Consider the following 18,786-nt stretch of genomic DNA (forward strand, 5'->3'; position numbering starts at 1 on the left):
GATAAGGATTCGCCATGACCCTCCTCCTTCTTTTCTTTAAGCTTGAATCTGTCCAAGTTGCCCCAAATCATACTTTAGCTTGTTCAGATCCTGAACAGTCTCTAATGCATCTATATTTGAATTGATCTGCTCCATCACTTGAATCAACATTTCTTCTTTAAGCGTGTCAAACTCTCTGTTTAAATACGAAACTCCCCAATCTTCCAGCCGTTCCTGCTCCTGTTCTAAATAGTGATCTGCAGGCACTTGAAGTAATGCTTCCAATTTTTCCTGAACAATCTTTTTTCCGCCTTGTTCAAAGAAATGCTTTGGATTCTTAAATGAAGAAAAGGCTTCTTCGAATACTCGCAGCTCTGTTTGTTTAAATGCATTCTCAAATTCAATGGTGCTTTCGTTTTTGTAGTCCTGAGGAGATAATACCAGTTCTTTCTCCACCTGTTGAATCACTTCTTCAAGCACCAGCCACTGCTCGCTCAGTATTTTCTGAATGAACTGCTGAATGCGAAGAGAAGTGGCTCTCATTTCCTGTGCCAGATCAAATCCGACACTTGCAAGAAATTCCTTCAATCCTTCCTTTATCGCTTGGGATTGGTTGGAGTATTGCAGAAACAATCCTGAATGGAAGGCTTCCTTATAAAAATCGGATACCCGGAAAAATACCCTTTGCTTCACATAATAAACAAGTTCCTTCGATTCTTGATGCATTTCGACCTCAAGTGGGTGGACGGATTTGGTATCGATAAGTGAGCGAACCTCAACCTTTGCATCATTCAGCTCCTGTTTGCGTACTTCCTTATATGCTTTATCACTTGAAGCCGTATGAATATATTGTTTAAATCGTTGCAGGCCTCTATCCCATTCACTGAGAGCGGACTCAATACTCATGCTCACTAATTCATTCTGTATAAATGTTTTGAATTCCTTCTTAAATAAATCCATTCCTGACTTTTCAGAATCTGATTCTCTAAGAGCCTGTAGAGAAGATACTCCAAAGATCCTTGGAAAACGGATTCCATATTGAATCAGCTGCGTCTCCACATAGTCGATCACTTCATTTTTTTCTTCCTCGTCGCTTGCAAGATCGATGGCATTGACGACAAAAAACATTTTATCTAATTCAAACGTGTCCTTCACCCGGCCCAATTGAATGAGGAATTCACGGTCTGCCTTGGCAAATGCATGGTTGTAATAGGTCACAAATAGTATCGCATCGGCATTTTTGATATATTCAAATGCTACTCCCGTATGACGTGCGTTAATTGAATCTGCTCCTGGTGTATCGACGAGTGTGATTCCCTGCCTTGTAATATCACAATCGTAATAGAGATCGATCGATTCCACAAAACAAGCTTGAGATTCATCCGCTACAAAACCTCTATACTCTTCAAGATTGGCCTTTTTTCTCAGTCCAAGACTTTCTTTAAAGGCAGAATATCCATTATAAAAAGCCTGCAGGAATGAGAGGTGTACATTTTCCTTACCGCTGCCTTCACTCGTTAAAGCAGGGACAACCTCAATGGCTTCATCCAGTGTTGAAACACTGCGATTGAAATAGGATAGGGAATGGACAATGTCTTGGAATAGTTGGTCGTACGTCTTGATTTGGACGTGAGCTGTCTCATGCTCACCGACTTCTGATACGGGATTGATTCGATTGATGGAGGCCGTTGTCGGATTCGGACTCACCGGGAGTATTTTCTTCCCTAATAGTGCATTGGCAAATGATGATTTCCCCGCACTAAACGCACCGAATAATGCGATGGTAAAGGATTGATTGGACAATCGCTCTTTCTTTCCTTCCAATAAATCAGCCGTCTTTCCAAAACCTTTGTATCTCCTGAATACGCTGGTCATCGTTTCTAAACGTTCGATAACCTCTTCAATAGAAGCTTGTTGGTCTTGGTGTGGCTTTGGCGAAATCTCTTCCCTTGTTCGAATTGTTTTCTCTTTCTGAGCAGTCTCCATGTTAGGAGCAGTAATATAATCTTCCGCTGTTGCTTTCCATTTCTCTATCCATTGTTTGATCACAAGATCAGCTTGTCTTTGATCGACCTTAACACTCATTAACTTTCCAAGTTGAGCGACCTTCTCTTCATGCAATGTGTTCCATTGATAGATGAATGCTGTTTTCTTTTGGAGTTCCTTAAGGTCTTCCTCTAAAGCTGAATTCTCTTCTGAAGATGCGCATTCAATTTCATTCAAAGTATCTTCAATCAAATCATTTGTATAGGCCCTGGCTTTCCTCTTTAACTCCTCAGAAAGATCATCACAGTATTGGAGAACGTAATCACTCGTTATTCCTGCACCAGGTTTGATCATATCGATGAGGAAATGTTCATCCACTTCAAGAGATAATTGATCCCACTTCAAGCGTTGGTCTGATGAAGGAATGTATTCTTTCACCATGGTTTTTCCCAATGTCTTCAGATGCCATTCTAATTGAGACTCGATCCGTGTATTTATATCTTCTTTAAACTTCTGGATCCTGACAGCTCTCTCGTCTTCTGTTTTTTGTTTTGAAAATAAAAATCCTACTTTAAAGTCTGATTGTGTGCTTTCCAGAAAATCTTTCGCTAATTCTCTCGTTTCAAACGGCATTAAATACGCATTTTTAAGGATTTCCCTTCTTTCTTCCTCAAAATGCTCTTTTATCGCTTTTACGTTCCCTCTGGCTAATGTTTCAATCAAGCTTTTCTCAGTCTGAAGAAGGGAGTCTTTGTCATTCCATTCTTCAGGTGTCAGGATGTTTCTTCCTTTTTCCTCGATTTTCCCGAGCTCTTCCTCATACCACTTTTCATGCTCAGACCTCAATTGGGAGATGGCCGATTCTGCAGAAGCTTCAATCAGTTCACTTTTCTTCTTCACCTGCTCTTCAATCAATGATTCTAATTTTTCAAGATCATTATGAGGATGATGTGGAGCTTTTAAACTTGTAAAAAACATCCCATTGGGTACAACACCCCAAGATGCAAAGGAGTTCTCTACACTTTCTTTAAAGTCGCTGAATGACAATTCTTCTTCCTGATGCTTATCAATCTGATTTACAATAAGATACAGCTTGACTCCGTGTCGGATCATTTCCTTTGTGAACTCGAAGTTCACCTGAGATTGAACATGGTTATAATCCATCACATAAAAGACGGCGTCGGCGAGATGGATGGCCGATTCCGTTGACAGTCTGTGGGCATCATCCGTACTGTCTACTCCCGGTGTATCTAAAATAGATACACCCTCAGGCATCTCACTTTTGCTACGACCTATTTCAACAGAGTATACTTCCTCACCGTTTTTGCAGAAGTCCTTAATGGTGGCAAACTCATACGGTGCCTGAAAGTATAGGTTCTGGGAATGATGATAGTGAATTTTCGCGAAATCCGTTGGTGAATGGTGCACTTTTACTAAATTTGCACTGGTAGGGATTGGACTAGACGGGAGGATTTCTTCTCCCATTAAGTGATTGATCATCGTTGACTTCCCTGCAGAGAAATGGCCGCAAAAGGCTAGAATCAATTCATGGTTGTGTAATTTCTCCGCTAATCTTTCTACCTTTGCAGCCCGCTCGTCGTCTCCGGATTGAAGGAACCGATCGTGGTAGGCTGTAAGTTGTTGCAATGTATTATGTAATTGTGTACTTTTATGCTTTATCTGACTCATTGTAATAGTTCCTTTCTGTTTTCAGAAAAATGGTAACGGTTTTATTTTATCGTATTTGTCTCATTTTCTCTATGAAATCATATCAAGCAAAGGAAATAATGATAACGGTATCAGTATATGCAGATGTTTTATTGAGTGAAAAAACAAAAAAGCCCTCTTCCGGAGAAGAAGGCTATGTATCTATTGAGTTGTTTCGGTTGCAATCAGGTTTGAATGAACAAAAGTTTTTGAGTTTTTCTGGTATGAAGATATTTTCTTTTTTTGTGTTGAATCCTTCATCACATTTGATAAAACATACTTCATCATGAAGCCATACATTATTACAGTAAATACGATCAGAAACCACACCATATTTGTCTCCACCCTTTTGTTATTTTATAAATGAGAATAATTTTCATCTTCAATTAGAATCTTATCAAAAACGATAATCATTTTCAATAAGAAATTTATTTTTCTTTTTTGAATAGGGGAATCCAACCTTTAGTATGAAGGTGAATCCTTTCGTAATCGGTTTCAATTCGGAGGGCATTTTCCTCCAATGGGATCCGGATAGAGAGAATGAATTGATTCAATAGTGCAAAGATAAAAAGTGTCCAATAAGCATTAAAGAGCAATGGCACAACTAAGAATTCCAATGTAACGATAAAATAATTAGGATGTTTCAAAAATTTATAAGGACCTTTCGCGACCACTTCAGCGTTCGGAAGCACAATGATCTTCGTATTCCAATACTTCCCGAGGGAAGAAATCACCCATATTCTTCCCAGCTGAGTTAGGATAAAACCAGTCAACAGGAGAGGCCAATAGGCATTAACTCCTTTATGATAGATCCCTCCTTCTATTAGTAAAGAAACAAAAAACGCTATATGGATGGCGACCATCATTTTATAATGGGACTGCCCATATTCTTTAGCTCCCAGTTCCTTCATCCACTTTTCATTTGACTTGGCAATGAATAGCTCCACAAGTCTCTGAATCATCAGTACGAAAAAAAACAGAATGAAATAGAGCATCATTCCCACCTCATCAAAAGCAGTTCTGAACTAAACCCTGGTCCTAAAGCGGTACCCAAGCCTATATCTCCACGCTCACAGCCTTTATTCATATATTCCTTCAGCACATACAAGATGGTTACAGATGACATATTCCCATATTCCTTCAACACCTTCATAGATTCAGAGGTCATACTTTCATCCATCCCTAAAGCTTCCTGGTAGGCTTCAATTACTTTCCTGCCGCCGGGATGAGCTACAAAATGTTTAATGTCTTCAAGCTTAATACCATTAACGTTGATGAACCCCTCCACATTTGGACGTAGCCAGTTCCTTACAAGGGTTGGTATATCCTTTGAAAACACCACATACAGTCCATTATTCTTTACTTCCCACCCCATCACATCAAGGGAATCCCGGAGCAGTGTCGACTGAGTGGCAAATATGGTTGGCAGAGGATGCGAAATGTCTTTAAGCACTGGACTATCATCACCACATATAACGGCACAAGCCACCCCATCCGCAAATAAAGAGGTACCAATCAGATTGCTCTTTGACCGATCTCCATGCTGAAAGGTGAGAGAACAAAGTTCAATGGAAAGGACGAGAACATTCGCTATAGGAAATGCTAAACAGTACTCATAAGCACGTGACAATCCACTCGCTCCACCTGCACACCCCAATCCCCAAATTGGTATTCGTTTTACATGAGGTGAGAATGGTAGATGATTTATAATTCTCGCTCGAGACTAGGTGTCGCTATCCCTGAGGTTGATATCGTAATGATCGCATCAATATCTTCTAATGTAAGTTGATGTCGGGATAAGCTCTTCTTAACAACTTTGCTGCCTAATTCAACTGCATGATGAATGAATTCATCATTCTTTTCTTGAAAGGTATGCTCCTCGGAGAACCAGTCGATATCTTTTACGAAATAACGGCTGTCTATTTCACCATTTTCGAACACGGAGAGAAGACGTCCGATATCTTTGAAATTTTTTGAAAACAACTTTTTCGCAAATTCCGCCGCTTCTTTTTGCGTGATTTTCACAGGGGGAATCTCGGTTTCGACTGAGAGAATTTTGGGCATAATCAAATCACTCCTTACACTTCCATGTAAGGATAGCTTTTCCATTCACTCACAAATCATGTATTGGATTCCTCTTCTCTTACCAAAGGAGCGATTAAAATCATCCAAAAGGTTCATTATTATGAAAATAATACTAAATTACACACCTTTAGTACCGGGTATTATGGTATGATTACAGTGACAAAATAGCGGAGGATACGACATGATTTTAACGAGAAGTGTAACAGATATTTTAAATAGTTCAATTGAAGCCATTAAAGGGGTGATCCCCTTATACATTGACGTTTTACAGCCCTCGTTATTGACTGAGCCCTTTAGTCAGCACAAAATCGGTGTACTCATTGGAATTACCGGGGATGTAAGGGGCCGAATGATTATAGATGGTGAAGAAGAGTGCTTTCAATCCCTTGGGGCTTCAATGTTCGGTATGCCATTAGAAGGAGAAATGCTTGAATCTTTTGCAGGTGAATTAGGAAATATGATTGCAGGCAACCTTGCTACTCTATTAGCTCAAGCCGGCCATACCCTGGACATCACTCCCCCTACCGTCATTGTTGGTCAATCAAAAATGTACGGGTTCGAAAAAGCCCTAAAGCTGCCCATAGTCATTGAGAAAGTGGGACATTTCTTAGTAATTCTAATGATTGAATAATTACCCTGAAATAGATAAAAGGCTACCCTCAAGTATATTGGTTAGCCTTTTAGTGTTTAGAAACCTTGAATCGTCATGCCGCCATCTACAAAAATGGTTTGACCGGTAACATAATTCGAAGCATCCGAGGATAAGAAAACAGCCGGTCCCACAAGTTCTTCCAGTTCACCGATTCTTTTTAAAGGTGTTACGGCCAAAATATCGTTTACATATTCTTCATTTTGCAATAATTCTGCCGTTAATGGTGTTTTAAAATACCAAGGCCCGATACTATTCACATTGATATTGTATTTTCCCCATTCCATGGCTAAAACCTTCGTCATTTGAATCATGGCCGCTTTCGTCGAAGCGTACACAACCCCCGTACGTAAGGCAACATGACCAGCAACAGACGCTATGTTAATGATTTTCCCCTGTTTCTTTTCCTTCATATGTTTACCTGTTTCCTGACTCATCATAAAAGCAGATTTTAAATTTGTATCCATGATGGTTTGCCACTCTTGATCCGTAACCTCAAGGGCAGTAGAACGGATATTCATTCCTGCGTTATTAATCAAAATATCAATGGAACGTTTTTGATCTTCTATGAAAGCAATCGCTTTTCGAATTTCCTCCCTTGATGTTATATCTGTAGGGATGATATACGCCTTTCTACCCAGCTTTTCTATTTCACTTGCCACACCTTCTAAATCATTCCGCGTTCTAGATAGCAGGACAACATCCGCTCCTGCTTCTGCTAAGCCAATACTGAGAGCTCGTCCAATTCCACGGCCTGCCCCGGTGACCACTGCCAATTTATCGTTTAATGAAAATGAAGGTAGATACATCTTCACACCACACCACCTCACCAATTATTTGAATCTTCTATATATTAACACAGTCCCTTTTATCGATAAAACTTTAACCGTTTTTCTTATTTCCTTGTCCATTTTGAACATGAATATTGATTTTCCCCTCGACATCGATGTGACATTGAGGACAAACCGTTTTCTCAGAATATATCTGGCAGCACTGTTTACAATAATATTTTTCCATCGGATAGCCTCCCATAAATTGCTCACTCATACACTCTATGCACATTTTTGACAGATGTGAACCCTTTGAAAGACCTACCCCTTCCTGACTTCACATTTATTTCACAATATTTCAAGTAACCTGTGACATTTATCACAGATTCATAGGGGTTACACCTTTATGATGGTGATAACAAAATCAATCATCCAATGAATGGAAGGAATGAGATATATGCCGAAACCGGAATTTCATCAAAAAACAGAGGTTAAGGTCGAAGAGTCTACTTCTTTAAAAGGCACTTTTACTTCGGTCCTGTTTTTAGGCGGATTTTTAGTGCTTACATGGCTAGGGGTATTCATCCAATTTTTAAATCGTTTTTAATTTTGAGGGAGTGATTTACATGCACATGCATCGTTATGAAAAATGGTGGTTAACGTTAGGAACAGGGTCTCTTATTTTATTTTTAATTATTTTAGGCATCAGTGCTTTTCACCAAGGACATCAACCTCCAAGCGCGAAGGCATACGTCAATCCTGAGCAAGTGGATAAAACCTCGCCTTTTAACGAGCCGGGATTGAAGAAAGTAGAAGGAAAGGCTTGGGATTACGAATTAGTGTTTGTCGCATCTGCATTTCTCTACACGCCCGGGGAAATTGAAATACCAAAAGGATCTACACTTAAAATCATCGCCACAACAAAAGATGTTGTTCACGGATTTGAAGTTGCAGGAACAAATATTAATATGATGCTTGAACCAGGGTTTGTTAGTGAATATACAACAAACCTTGATAAGACAGGGGAATTTCTGGTTGTCTGTAATGAATATTGTGGTGTAGGTCATCACACAATGGAATCTATGATTAAGGTGGTGGACTAAAATGAAACGATTTGTAAGGATTGATAAAAAAGATGCTACATTGGCGATGGCACATATTTATGTAGGCTTTATTGCCTTGGCACTAGGTGGATTGGCAGGATTATTACAAGTGTTGGTAAGGTCAGGGAAGTTCATATTGCCTGCAGGGATCGGCTATTATCAGGTATTAACGGTTCACGGTGTATTGCTGGGATTGGTATTGACCACTTTCTTCATCATAGGATTCCAGCATGCTGCCATTTCGCGAACTTCCGGTACCTATTCCGGGAAATCCCGCTTGTTTGGCTGGTTAGGCTTCTGGGTCATGCTTATCGGCACAATCATGGCCGCTGTTATGATTCTATTAAATGAAGCAACTGTACTTTATACTTTCTATGCTCCTTTGCAGGCCCACTGGATATTTTACTTAGGGTTGACCTTCGTCGTTGTTGGAAGCTGGTTTGGTGGAGCCGGCATGATCATCAAATATGTAAGTTGGCGAAAAGAAAACCCTGGACAACCAAGCCCTCTGTTAACATTCATGGCCATCATCAATACCGTCTTATGGATTGTCGCCACCATTGGTGTGGCTGGAACGGTTTTATTTCAGCTCCTTCCTTGGTCTCTTGGTCTCGTTGATCGGGTAGATGTACTTGTTAGCAGAACATTATTCTGGTATTTCGGTCATCCCCTTGTATATTTTTGGCTGCTGCCTGCCTATATGGCATGGTATGTCATTATTCCAAAAATCATTGGCGGGAAAATATTTTCAGATTCGTTAGCCAGACTTTCCTTTATATTGTTCCTCCTATTCTCTATCCCGGTTGGTTTTCATCACCAATTAGTGGAACCGGGAATCGACCCGTATTGGAAGTTTTTACAGGTAGTTCTTACCTTTATGGTTGTCATACCTTCCTTGATGACTGCTTTTTCTCTGTTCGCAACCTTTGAAATGTACGGCAGATCCAAAGGAGCTACCGGATTGTTTGGATGGTTTAGAAAGTTACCATGGGGAGATGCCCGCTTTACAGTGCCATTTATCGGCATGGTTGCCTTTATCCCAGCGGGAGCAGGCGGATTAATCAATGCATCGAACCAGATGAACCAGGTTGTTCATAACACCATCTGGGTTACCGGTCACTTTCACTTAACCTTGGCCACTTCTGTTGTCTTGACATTCTTCGGTATATCCTATTGGCTCGTACCTCATTTAACAGGACGCGTCTTGACGAAAGCAATGAACAAACTGGCGATCGTGCAAGCCATTGTGTGGTCTGTAGGAATGGGCATCATGTCAGGTGCCATGCATGTTGTCGGATTACTTGGCGCTCCAAGAAGATCCTCTTTTTCAACTTATGGGGATGCACCGCAAGCCCTTGAATGGATTCCGTATCAAGTCGCACAAGCCTTCGGGGGAACGATTCTTTTTATCGGGATCATTCTGGTTCTATACATCTTTATCAATCTGGCATTCTTCGCACCTAAAGGAGAGGAAGATTTCCCAGTCGGTGAAAAAGCCGAAGCAGCTGAGAAAACACCAATGGCTCTTGAAAACTGGAGGATTTGGTTAACCATCTTAGCAGCTCTCATTCTTGTTGCCTATACTGTTCCATTCATAGACATGATTCAAAACGCGCCTCCTGCATCTAAGGGATATCGTTTGTGGTAAACGAAAAGAGGCTGCCTCGGGCAGCCTCTTTTCTATTTCTCTTTAATTGGAACAAACAACTCTAATTTCCGCTTATCTTCCGTTTCGTTGATCTCTCTATCCTGAGATAGATACTTCTCGACACTCAGTCTGGAGTAGTCTTTTTCATAGCCATTTTCCTTAATCCAATTAAAGATCGAAAAGTAGGCTTGTTCTACTTCCGTTGACAGCCCTTCATAAAGAGCGTGAGCATAGACGCCTGCAGGGAGAGACAGTTCCACTAACCCCGGTGGAAGCTTTTCCACACGATCAACCTCTACGGTACAATAATACGTAAAATCAGTCGCTCTGTCATGGAAAGGAGCGTATATGCATTCATCTCCATTGATGTGGTGAATGGATGGGATCATCTGTAGAAACTTAGTGAATAGTCTCGGGATCTCAGCCCCTTTTCCATACGGACCTGTCCAGCCTATTCCAACAAGCAATTTATCCTCTAGTGATGCAACGTTAACTTCCATGATTTTGCCTCCAATGCATTCGTTAATTCAAAGAATATACCTTTGAATACTTCTCCGTTAAATACTCGGCCAAGTATTTTGCATTAAGCCCTTCTCCGGTCACTTCCCTGATGATTTCCAGCGGTTTTTTCATCTTGCCCCACTGATGGACGTTCGTTGTAAGCCATTCTCTGATGGGAACAAGATTTCCCTCTTCCAACAGCTCTTCGTAATGAGGAAGATCTTTCAACATGGCACGCTTAAACTGTGCAGCGTACATATATCCTAATGCATAAGAGGGAAAGTACCCGAAACTCCCACCGGCCCAATGAACATCTTGAAGGACACCTTCACCGTTATGGGAAGGGCGGATACCCAAGTACTCTTCATATTTCTGATTCCAGATTTCAGGAAGATCCTTCACGTCAATCTCATCATTAAATAATCCCTTTTCTATTTCATACCGGATGATAATGTGTAACGCGTACGTTAGTTCATCCGCTTCGATTCGGATTAATGATGGCTTCGATTCATTGATTGCCCGGTAGAAATCGTCCTGTTCAACAGAATCGAACTGTCCTGAAGAGAAATCCTTCAGTAATGAATAATTATGCTTCCAGAAAGAATGATCTCTTCCTACAAAGTTTTCATAGAACAGAGATTGAGATTCATGAATCCCCATAGACGTTCCAGTGCATAGTGGCGTACCAATCAAATCCTTGGAAATGTTCTGCTCATACAGAGCATGTCCACCTTCATGGATTGTCCCGAACACGGCTGTTCTCCAATCCTTCTCGTCATATTTAGTTGTTACCCTTACATCACCAGGGTTTAAACCAATCGCAAATGGATGGACGGTCTCATCCAATCTGCCTGAGTTAAAATCATACCCCATTTGCTCAAGGATCTTTAAGCTGAAATCCTTTTGCTTATCTTTTGGAAAGTGTTCAAAGAGGAAATCAGTATGTGGCTTATGTTCCGATTCGGAAATCTTATGTACAAGCGGGACAATTTGATCTCGAAGATCGCCAAATACCTTATCTAACACTTCAACCGTTACACCTGGCTCATACATATCCAGTAACGTATTATATTTGTTATCTTCGTAGCCCCAATAATCAATAAAGCGTTTCGTAAATGCCACCAGTTTTTCTAAATAGGGCTGAAACATAGAGAAATCCGCTTTTTCTTTGGCTTCTTCCCATACACCTTCAGCTTTCGATTGTAACACCACGTATTCCCTATATTCAGAAGCGGGAATTTTTTTATTCCGGTCATACTCTTTTTGACACTCTTCTAACAGCTTTTGTGTCATGTTATCCAATTTGTCCATTTCTGGCGACAGTTTAGCCAGGTATGCAGCCATTTCATTTGAGGTTGACATTTCAAAAAGCTCAGATGAAAGCATCCCAATGACTTCAGATCGTTGTTCAACGCCATTTTTCGGAGCACCTGTCCGTAAATCCCAGAACATCAAACTAAGCGCTTCGTTGTAGGCAGACATTTTTTTTACATAATCATGGAAACGATCTCTTATTTCTATTACTGATTCTTTCATTCTAAAAAAGCCCCCTTTTTTAACATTCAATCTATTTTATCATATTTTTCTGGCAACTTGGGTTAGAAAGATTGATAGAGAGACGATTAGAGAAGTCATAGTAGTCGAAGAGTAGATGTCTCTACATACAGAAAAAAACCGCCCAATTCAGGCGGCTCTTCCAACACTTTATGAATTCAACACTTCAATTCCAACTGGTAATATGGATTCTACCAACTGTTTATAAGCTGCTTCATGACCGTTCACCAAGACATGGACGCTTCCTTTGTCCTCGCTCGTCCGAATCAATCGGCCAATTCCCTGTCTCAGTCGAAGGAGCATGTAAGGAATATCTACTTCTTCCACTGAGTTTTCAGCATGATTTCGTTTCGCATCAAATACAGGATCCCTAGGAGGGAATGGGAGTGAATAGATAATGACTTGGGAAAGTGACTCTCCAGGCACGTCCAAACCTTCCCATAAATGATAGGAGCATAGAACTGTAAAGGTTTCCTGCTGGAACTGCTGGACCGTTTCACTAATTTCCCTGTCACCTTCATAAATCACATTCCAGCCCTGGTTTCCCTGCTGCTTTTGATATTGTCTAAAAACATTCATTTCTTCCTTAGTAGAGAAGAGAATCAACGACTTCCCTTTGTTTTTCTTCAACATGTCAAAGGCATACTGATTTTTAGTATCCCTGCCTTCTTCCAATGAAGGAAGAAAAGCTTTCATCATGTCTTCGTATTCATAAGGAGACTCTACCGAGAACCTTTCATATTTTTCAATCCCCAGCGATTGAGAAACATAAGAGAAGTCTCCATTATAAGAAAGGGTGGCAGAAGAGAAAATAAATGGGATATTTTGAGAAAAAACTTGTTCTCTCAAAATTTCTTCCACCAATCTTGGCATCACAACAAAGGTGTGTTCTTCTTCTGACGTTTCCAACCAATAGATTCCTTTTTCATCATCTATGAATAGTTTCAAGGAAAACTGAATCTGCTCAAGATACTCTTCTACTACCTTTAGTAAATAATCATCCATGACATACATTTCTGATTCAAAGACTAGCTCATTTAAAAGATTTTCAATTTTCTCAGTCAGCGCTCTTCCTTGCTGTAATATGGCTTCAGAACGTGAAATGTATTGTCTCTCAAAACCATTCTCTCCTTTGGATTCTTTCTCCAGGAGTTCGAACCACTTTTCATTATCCAAAATGATATCTTCAATGACATACAAAGTTTCTTCCCTCATATCAGACGCTGAAAGCTTCTCCAGTAAGCCTTCAAGGGTCTCCATTCTCATGCGGTAAGTCATCGCTTTTTGAGAAGCAAATTCTAATAGATGACCCTCGTCAAATACAACAGAGCTCGCTTCTGGCAGAAGTGGAAGTTGCCCTTCCCGTTTGCGGGAGCCTTTCGTCCAAATATGTTCCATATAAAAATCATGGGAACAGATGATTAAGTCTGCTGCCCCCCGGTAATGTTCACGATGAAGTGTAAGACCACAGCGATGGCGATAAGAACAAGACATACAGTCCTGAAGAGAATCCCAGCCAACTTGAGTCCATTCTTCATCGGATAGATGAGCATATTCTTTTCTATCCCCATAATGCCTAAAGCTTCTCAGGGAAGAATTATCGTGTACAAAACCCGGTAATTCCTCCCATATGTCCTGGTACCCCTCGTTTTGGGGGATATTTTCTTCAAGTTTTTTTATACATAGATATTGTTCTCTGGACTTTGCCAATCGAACATCTATTTCAAGATCCAGTGCATTCTCAAGCTTCTGTATGTCCCCTTCTTTTTTCACAATCTGCTCAATGAGCGTTTCATCCGCACACGCAATGATAGCCGGTTTGCCAGTATATCTGGCAAATGATAACGCATATAATAGGTAGACAAGGGTTTTCCCCGTACCTACACCTGCTTCTGCAAACATAACCTGCTTATTTTTATAAGCTTGATTTAGCTGAAAGGCCATAAATACCTGTTCATCCCGTAAATCAAATCCCTTTTCAGGCAATAGATCATAAAACACGTCACCGACCCAATCGGATAATGCTTCATAAAATGATTGCTCCTTGGTTAATTCAAATGGTAATTTTCTTCTCATGAGGACCTCCTGCTTTACACAATATTTCTAATTTACTAGAATTCTTTCTTATTGAAAAGGGATAACCGTAATTTATTTAATTGAAGACTTTAACAAAGGCTCTTTTCGCAATAATTGTTGTTTTCAAGAATAGAATCTGCCAGGGCTCTGTCAACAGGTTTATGCTGGATGGTGAGGGGAACTGCTCCGCTTGCAGCTAGCGTTCGGCCGAGCCTCCTCAGCTTTGCCGAACGGGGTCTCGGCACGCCCAAAATCCGCCGGAGTCTGCGCAGTTCCCCTCACCATCTTTAACAGAATTTTCATGACAGAGCTTCAAGGTGTGCAAGAACACAATGTAACTAGAAAAAAATAATTCTTCTTCCTTAAAAGGAAAATCAATTTCTACTTACCTTAAATGAGATTGTTTGCTAAAATTCTTGTTTTTATTGTTTTCCTTTAAGGATAGATGCTCAAAAAGTTGATTCTCGCTGCAGGATGCTCGACTCCTGCGGGAATAGCTGGACAGTACGAAAAGTGGAGGGGCTTTGCCCAGGGGCGACAAGCATAAGACGAGTCTGCTGGAAAGGCGCACTTTGCCTTTTTGGCAGACTTGGCTTATGATCTCGAGCCCCTAAGCCCCGTAGCTGGACAGGTGAGACCCCGGAGGCGCAGCTGAGGAGGCTCACCTCCAGCCCCGCGGAAAGCGAGCATCCTGGAGCGGAAATCAACTATTACTTTCTCCTCTACAATAGCAACAAACTATACGAAAAGAGCCTTAACAAAAGAAAAGAGACGCTCCATACAAGGGTAGATCTACCACTTGTATGGATGTCCCTAGTCTCCCGAGAATGCACTCAGTCGTATATTCTCTTTTTCCTTAACAACTCATATTGAAAAGCCTGATCAAGGTTTTTCGTCGCTTCATCCAAGCCGGCTTGAATGGCTGCTCCTTCTTCTCCTGAAATGGAAGAAATAGAGCTTTGTAATGCCTGATAGATTTTGTGGTAATCGATGAAGGAATGGTCCATCCTCTTTCACTCCTCTGAAAATGATAGAACTATTATACGCAGGAAGTGAAAGGGATATTCTGAACTTCTTTTCTTTTTTTCGTGAACTTGAAATGATTACCCTTTTCTAGGCGGACGCGGGCCAAAGTATTGATAATAATCTGTTCGAATGAATCCGTTAAATAATTTACGTTTTTTCGTAGCTTGTTTACCGTAGCATTGTTCAAAATTTTCATGGGAAGTCATCATGTAAACAGACCAAGTATCGAGCTTCTCGAAAGCTTTCCCCATTTCCTGGTACATTCTTTCTACTTCTTTTCTTTCTCCCAAACGTTCACCATAAGGAGGGTTTCCGACGATGATGCCATATTCCAGTTCTGAAGTGAAATCTCTGACTTGCATTTGTTTAAATTTCACCAAGTCTCCAAGCCCCGCTTCCATTGCATTCTCTTTGGAAACTTCGATCATTCGGTGATCGATGTCCGTACCCAGTATTTCAAGAGGCTGATCGTAGTTAGCCAAATCCTCTGCTTCCAAACGTGTTTTCTCCCAGACCTCAGCAGGCATCATTGGCCAGTTCTCTGACAAAAACTCACGATTGAATCCTGGAGCAATATTTTGCCCGATCAAGGCCGCTTCAATCGGAATGGTTCCAGACCCGCAAAATGGATCTACAAATGGACGGTCAGGGTTCCATGTCGTTAATTGGATAAGGGCAGCTGCCAGTGTTTCCTTTAAAGGAGCCTCACCTTGTCCGATTCGATAACCCCTCTTATGAAGACCTTGTCCGCTGGTATCCAGGGTGATGCTTGCTACATCTTTATGGATCGCCACCTCGATTTTAAACAAGGGACCCGTTTCGTCAAGCCACGATGTACGTTTGTATGCTGTACGTAAACGTTCAACAATTGCTTTTTTTACAATCGCCTGGCAATCTGGTACACTGTATAGCTTTGATTTGACTGATTTCCCCTGAACAGGAAATTCTGCGTCTACTGGAAGGAAGTTTTCCCAAGGCAGTTTCTTTGTATTTTCAAATAGTTCATCAAACGAGTACGCTTTAAAGTCTCCAACGAGTATCTTAATCCTATCAGCGGTTCTTAGCCACATATTGGCTCGCGCAATAGCCGTTTCATCTCCTTTGAAGATGACTTTTCCGTTATCCACCTGACATTCGTAGCCCAATTCTTTCACTTCTTTTGCAACAATAGCTTCTAAGCCCATCGCTGCCGTTGCAATTAATGTATATGTACTCATATTTGTCACCCCGTTAATAAGTATCTTTATTTCAATAGTATAGTCTTTTTCTGTTAAATATAAAAAGGACTGATACAAAAGAGCAGTGTATTACCTGCATGTATCAGTCACTTGCATTATTTAATCCTTATTGCTCTTATCCCGTAATAGTGTTCTGTAAGCCATGTTTTGTTCCGTTGTACTACAAACGACTCTTCGCCTCGTACTCAGGTGGTAATCATCTATCTACAAAGGAAGCTCCTTTGTCCCTCTCTTCGTTCGTTTCCTCTGAGAGGATTCCCCTACCTAATTTTGGGTTTCTCGCTCGTGGGGTTTACCTCGTTCCACTCCTGCCATTTCTAACAGGACTTCGTCACTGTGGCACTTTCAAGGTAGTCACACCATATCCAAAGGACTTAGGTGTTTTCCCTGCCGTCAACTCAAAACTTGAGCTGCCCTAGCTTATGAATTGGCTAGGCACGATCACTACGTGCATCTCAGCACCGTGCGAGCATGGACTTTCCTCTACAACTTAACGTTGCAGCGATTACCCGAACACCATTAAGGATCAGCAATAACTAATTATACTGTAGTTCTTCCAAGTATTCAACTGGAAATATCAGTCATACAATTTGTTTCCAAATACGTGTTTCTCTAAATTAGACAAGCGCTTAAGAATATCGAAATTCGTTGTGCCTGTCTGTTGAGCCGGAGCAGCTGAGCGTTGTTTACTTGCTCCCTCCACTTGTTTCTTCAATCGTAGGTTCTCTTGTTGCAGATCTTCTATTTCTTGATGGAAGGTTTCATAATCTTTAATAATCAAATCTAAAAATTTATCTACGTCTTCTGGTTTATATCCCCGCATGCCACTTTTGAATTCTTTTTCCAGGATATCCTTTGCGGTTAATTTCACTTTATCTGAGATCATTATATTCACCTCTATATTTATCACTATCATTTTTTCAAATAACCATCAATTTGTCAATTATAATTGTTTTCGGGACTATATAATTCCCGAAGGGTTAATGAGTGATAAAATATCCTCTACTCATTCTTCCACTGCTCTTCTTCGACGACCCATTGCAGATCATGGAAGGTGATCGCCCTTATTTCAAAGGAAGAATCAGTTTCTTTCTTCTTCTTCGCTTCTTGATAGAAGTACTTGGGTGAGCCTTCTTTTTCTTCATCGTACAGTATCACTAACGCTTGGCTTTTTTGCAAGAATAACTGATTTTTGTTTCGAAATTGCTGTGGACTCTTGTAAGGTTCTTTTGAGATTGACTCGACAAAATCAGCTTGAGAAAGAATGAGTTCATAGTACTCTTTATTCAGGTCGTTCCAATTTTCTTCTTGAGAGAGAAAAGGAGTTAATATAGCCAGTTTAAGATCAGGGTAATCTTCCTGAAGCTCAAACACCACTTCTGCCCCCCAAAGCTCAACCCCAAGTTGCCCACTAATGAGTACCCATTCTAAATCTTCATCCAAAAGAGAAACCAATTCTTTCTTTAGAGCCTGCTTTATGTAGTAAATTGCTTTGTCATCCTGTTTGAAAACTCCCAGTTCAAAGGATTTATATCCGGTTATGCACGCAACATTACTCAAATGCAAAACTCCTTCATTAAACTTTCAGGACAGACAAGTTCTCTTTAAAGCTTAGTGTGCCCCAATCCTCTTCACTCTATTGTAACATATTTTACAATTACGAGGTCAATATCCCATTATATCATATAAAATTCACCATCATAAAGAAGAGATGACTCTAATAGTCATTAGTCACTTTTGCAGAGCGACACAGTGTATCACTCTGCAATTGAAACTAACCTCTTAGAGGCATCCCTCTGAAGTCTTCACTCAGAATATTAACGTCCCATACCATATGGTCCGAATGGTGGTCTTGGACGCGGTCCGGGTCCGAATCCTGGGCCAAACCCCGGTCCTCCTGGGCCTCCAGGGCCTTGAGGTCCTCCTGGCCCACCTGGTCCACCGCCACAGTTAAAATGTTGGTGTGAAACACTGTCTACCTGTGATTGTGTTTGTGGGAAATAATGTTTATGTTGATACATAACATTATTTACATTTGTCGTGTGAGTAGGGTGAATGTGTGGCACCTCATAGGTGTTGCAAGTCTGATTCACACAACATTTCGTCGGGTGCATGACTGCAGGAAGTACTTGATTAGGTCTTGGTCTTTTATACATAGAAACGCTCTCCTTTCATCTCTTAGTTGTTACACTAATAGCCTATGAAACGAAGAGGGTACATGTACTAATGCAAATACCTATTTTTAGGAAAACATTTTGCAGGCTTACATAAAGCTATATAAACTTTCCGGATAATTGGTAAAAACAAAAGCTGTTAAACCAATGACGACAAAGAACAAAATTAAGATCGCTCGGTTCATTTTCATCATCCCATCTAAATATTAAATATTTTCAACACAATTAACTATTTTACATCTACTTTTGAAAATTCTCAATATAAAAATAAGGAGTTTGAACCACTTTTT

Annotated in this window: 17 protein-coding genes, 1 other RNA gene and 1 pseudogene; 5 read left to right on the top strand and 14 right to left on the bottom strand. The window is 40.6% G+C overall.

Annotated features, from left to right (window positions below):
• Window positions 1–36: 36 nt before the first annotated feature.
• Entirely contained in the window at window positions 37–3,654 is a 3,618-nt protein-coding gene (locus F0342_RS16000) for a dynamin family protein (RefSeq protein ID WP_149156881.1), read from the bottom strand.
• Between the two features lie 71 nt (window positions 3,655–3,725).
• Here F0342_RS16000 and F0342_RS24975 point away from each other — a divergent pair, with 71 nt between their 5' ends.
• Window positions 3,726–3,962, top strand: a complete 237-nt coding sequence (locus F0342_RS24975) for a hypothetical protein (protein ID WP_188048581.1) — start codon at window positions 3,726–3,728, stop codon at window positions 3,960–3,962.
• 138 nt (window positions 3,963–4,100) lie between these two features.
• On the opposite strand, the gene F0342_RS16005 is transcribed toward F0342_RS24975, so the two are convergent.
• Complete coding sequence (locus F0342_RS16005; protein ID WP_262481770.1) at window positions 4,101–4,634, bottom strand: isoprenylcysteine carboxyl methyltransferase family protein; 534 nt, start codon at window positions 4,632–4,634, stop codon at window positions 4,101–4,103.
• Between the two features lie 32 nt (window positions 4,635–4,666).
• A pseudogene (locus F0342_RS16010) lies at window positions 4,667–5,736 on the bottom strand (type III polyketide synthase).
• Between the two features lie 202 nt (window positions 5,737–5,938).
• On the opposite strand from F0342_RS16010, the gene F0342_RS16015 reads away from it, so the two are divergent.
• Window positions 5,939–6,388, top strand: coding sequence for a chemotaxis protein CheX (locus F0342_RS16015; RefSeq protein ID WP_149156883.1), 450 nt, complete (start codon window positions 5,939–5,941; stop codon window positions 6,386–6,388).
• Between the two features lie 56 nt (window positions 6,389–6,444).
• Here F0342_RS16015 and F0342_RS16020 read toward each other — a convergent pair whose 3' ends face one another.
• Both F0342_RS16020 and F0342_RS25490 read right to left on the bottom strand, forming a co-directional pair.
• Entirely contained in the window at window positions 6,445–7,215 is a 771-nt protein-coding gene (locus tag F0342_RS16020; RefSeq protein WP_149157011.1) for an SDR family NAD(P)-dependent oxidoreductase, read from the bottom strand.
• A 73-nt stretch (window positions 7,216–7,288) separates the two neighbouring features.
• Window positions 7,289–7,423, bottom strand: coding sequence for a hypothetical protein (locus tag F0342_RS25490; protein WP_262371776.1), 135 nt, complete (start codon window positions 7,421–7,423; stop codon window positions 7,289–7,291).
• Window positions 7,424–7,633: 210 nt separating this feature from the next.
• Here F0342_RS25490 and F0342_RS16025 point away from each other — a divergent pair, with 210 nt between their 5' ends.
• Genes F0342_RS16025 through F0342_RS16035 form a run of 3 tightly spaced genes read left to right on the top strand, consistent with a single transcriptional unit; the run spans window position 7,634 to window position 9,927 of the window.
• Window positions 7,634–7,783, top strand: coding sequence for a cytochrome c oxidase subunit 2A (locus tag F0342_RS16025; RefSeq protein ID WP_149157012.1), 150 nt, complete (start codon window positions 7,634–7,636; stop codon window positions 7,781–7,783).
• Window positions 7,784–7,802: 19 nt separating this feature from the next.
• The gene (locus tag F0342_RS16030) at window positions 7,803–8,279 is read left to right on the top strand and encodes a cupredoxin domain-containing protein (protein ID WP_149156884.1); all 477 of its coding nucleotides are present in this window, start codon (window positions 7,803–7,805) and stop codon (window positions 8,277–8,279) included.
• Window position 8,280: 1 nt separating this feature from the next.
• Window positions 8,281–9,927 carry a b(o/a)3-type cytochrome-c oxidase subunit 1 gene (locus F0342_RS16035; RefSeq protein WP_149156885.1) on the top strand — a complete coding sequence of 549 codons (1,647 nt, stop codon included), beginning with the start codon at window positions 8,281–8,283 and terminating at the stop codon, window positions 9,925–9,927.
• A 32-nt stretch (window positions 9,928–9,959) separates the two neighbouring features.
• Here the strand turns inward: F0342_RS16035 and F0342_RS16040 are convergent, their stop codons facing one another.
• The 9 genes from F0342_RS16040 to F0342_RS16075 form a co-directional block, all read right to left on the bottom strand.
• Entirely contained in the window at window positions 9,960–10,427 is a 468-nt protein-coding gene (locus tag F0342_RS16040) for a GyrI-like domain-containing protein (protein ID WP_149156886.1), read from the bottom strand.
• A gap of 22 nt (window positions 10,428–10,449) precedes the next feature.
• Window positions 10,450–11,964 carry a carboxypeptidase M32 gene (locus F0342_RS16045; RefSeq protein WP_149156887.1) on the bottom strand — a complete coding sequence of 505 codons (1,515 nt, stop codon included), beginning with the start codon at window positions 11,962–11,964 and terminating at the stop codon, window positions 10,450–10,452.
• A 168-nt stretch (window positions 11,965–12,132) separates the two neighbouring features.
• A complete protein-coding gene (locus tag F0342_RS16050) occupies window positions 12,133–14,058 on the bottom strand; it encodes an ATP-dependent DNA helicase (RefSeq protein ID WP_149156888.1) in 1,926 nt (641 codons plus the stop codon).
• Window positions 14,059–14,891: 833 nt separating this feature from the next.
• Window positions 14,892–15,065: a hypothetical protein gene (locus F0342_RS24980; protein WP_187443267.1), complete on the bottom strand. Its 174-nt coding sequence runs from the start codon at window positions 15,063–15,065 to the stop codon at window positions 14,892–14,894.
• 96 nt (window positions 15,066–15,161) lie between these two features.
• Window positions 15,162–16,301, bottom strand: coding sequence for a THUMP domain-containing class I SAM-dependent RNA methyltransferase (locus F0342_RS16055; protein WP_149156889.1), 1,140 nt, complete (start codon window positions 16,299–16,301; stop codon window positions 15,162–15,164).
• A gap of 152 nt (window positions 16,302–16,453) precedes the next feature.
• An RNA gene (gene rnpB / locus F0342_RS16060) (RNase P RNA component class B) lies at window positions 16,454–16,839 on the bottom strand.
• 60 nt (window positions 16,840–16,899) lie between these two features.
• On the bottom strand, window positions 16,900–17,208 hold the full coding sequence (gpsB, locus tag F0342_RS16065) for a cell division regulator GpsB (protein ID WP_113970666.1): 309 nt from the start codon (window positions 17,206–17,208) through the stop codon (window positions 16,900–16,902).
• Window positions 17,209–17,324: 116 nt separating this feature from the next.
• Window positions 17,325–17,882 (bottom strand): SLOG family protein, encoded by a 558-nt coding sequence (locus F0342_RS16070; RefSeq protein WP_149156890.1) that lies wholly within the window; start codon window positions 17,880–17,882, stop codon window positions 17,325–17,327.
• Window positions 17,883–18,139: 257 nt separating this feature from the next.
• Entirely contained in the window at window positions 18,140–18,478 is a 339-nt protein-coding gene (locus F0342_RS16075) for a CotD family spore coat protein (RefSeq protein WP_149156891.1), read from the bottom strand.
• Window positions 18,479–18,786: the final 308 nt, after the last annotated feature.

Origin of the sequence: Bacillus sp. CH30_1T (assembly GCF_008364765.1) — a bacterium.
In the GTDB taxonomy this organism is placed as follows: Bacteria; Bacillota; Bacilli; order Bacillales; family Bacillaceae_B; genus Rossellomorea.